At 35.2% G+C, this 1,559-nt stretch carries 2 protein-coding genes; one reads left to right on the top strand and one right to left on the bottom strand.

From position 1 onward, the window contains the following. Positions 1-517 precede the first annotated feature (517 nt). Positions 518-697, top strand: a complete 180-nt coding sequence (locus tag ACFIK8_RS09080) for a DUF6460 domain-containing protein (RefSeq protein WP_375669235.1) — start codon at positions 518-520, stop codon at positions 695-697. On the opposite strand, the gene ACFIK8_RS09075 is transcribed toward ACFIK8_RS09080, so the two are convergent. Further along, positions 668-1,468, bottom strand: a complete 801-nt coding sequence (locus ACFIK8_RS09075) for a TIGR02186 family protein (protein WP_375669234.1) — start codon at positions 1,466-1,468, stop codon at positions 668-670. The two genes, ACFIK8_RS09080 and ACFIK8_RS09075, sit on opposite strands and share 30 nt — an antisense overlap. Positions 1,469-1,559: the final 91 nt, after the last annotated feature.

Raw genomic sequence — 1,559 nt, 5'->3', positions numbered from 1 at the left:
AATGCCTATAGAACATGAACGTGTTTCAGAAATCAGTACAGAGGTAACGCCTGTCTTACAAGGTGGTAAACTCGAAAGAGAGGTAAGAAAAAACAAACGGAAAAATAAACAGCAATAAAATCTTTGTATTCCTTATTTTTGCGTTCCTCAATTTTATGACGATGAGACCATTGTATTTATACAACTGGAGTACATTATGTTCAAAAGTGTGTCAATGAGAAGAACTTTATAAAAAGTCTCAACACAACTTCTACCTAAGCGCATTGTTTCTCCACATTGCACACGAAAGAACGAGAAAAGCACGCAGTATATTCCTTTGTGCTGTGGAGCTCTTTTTCAATATTTAGTAAACGCAGGGAAAGACGTAGAATAAAAAGAAAAAGTTGTCGAATTCTTTTTATTCATTTTGGGAGAGATATTCAAACATGTTGCTATGAAATCACTTGTTCTTTCAATCCTGGTTGGCGTGCTAATGAAGCTTCTTGGGTGAACGCCTTATGATTTTGTGCAAGCAATAATGGAATTTTTTAAATTTCCATGGAAAACAGGATTTATAACTTTTATAAACTTCTTCCATATGACCATGATGAGAGCAGTCATTGTTTTACCTATTTTTCTTTTTTCACGCATTTTCCGCAAAAATAAATGCCTTAGAGTTTTCCTTCCACTAATCTTTTCGAAAAATCAAACGATATAAAAAGCCTGTACTAACAGCCACAAATACCGCAATAATACCATACAGGAAACTATGCTTATGAGCACCAAAGAAAATTGTATAAGCAATATGTGCTTTTACGATTTCAAGAGTCGTGGTCGCACTATCAATAAATTGTCCATCGCGAAAAAGATAAGCACGAGCCTGATAATGTCCAACAGGAATATTTGCCGGTAACCGAAAATGCGCTGTAAAAAGTGAGCCAGAACCAAAACGAACACCGCCCACTTCCTCGTTATAAAGTTTTTTGGCCTTTTGCAATTTTATAAGTTCATCACGAAAGATTTGTATTTTCTCCTGATCTTGTTCATCCGACTGTAGCAACAAATAGGATAATCCTAAGACTAAGCGTTTATAATTTTCAGCGCTGGTAATGTCATCAATCGCACGCGTTGTTACCATTGAATAAAAGAGAGGAAAATTTTTAAAAATAAGAGAGACTGCATTAATACAAATTCCAGCATTACGTTTTTTTTTGCGCATAATCATCGAACGCGTTTGCCCTTCCAAGCTCACAACAATATCATAACGGTTCTGTCGAGAATATAACGGATCTAAAACGCCGGCAATATAAAGATCACAACCATCGAAATGTGTATCAACCGTAATCCTATTCGTTGTTAAGATAATTTGGATAGTTTCGTGATCAACTTGATCAATGAAAGAAGCTTTTGCGCTAACATATGGCCTTATAGGAAAAGAGATGACATAAAAACAGCTTGCAATGATGCATAAAGAAAATAATTTACCCATTTTTATCTCATCAGAATATCGAGAGAGAAAAGATTATCAGGGCGTACAAATAATTGAAAAGCAAGACGCATACATACAATTAACACCAAAC

It is taken from the genome of Bartonella sp. MR168JLCBS (assembly GCF_042194175.1).
Note: the sequence above shows the minus strand (reverse complement) of the source record. Positions and strands in the feature narration are given on the sequence as shown.

Coding starts and splice junctions, on each gene's coding strand:
- ACFIK8_RS09075 (WP_375669234.1), bottom strand. CDS start 1,468: ATGGGTAAATTATTTTCTTTATGCATCATTGCAAGCTGTTTTTATGTC.
- ACFIK8_RS09080 (WP_375669235.1), top strand. CDS start 518: ATGGAATTTTTTAAATTTCCATGGAAAACAGGATTTATAACTTTTATA.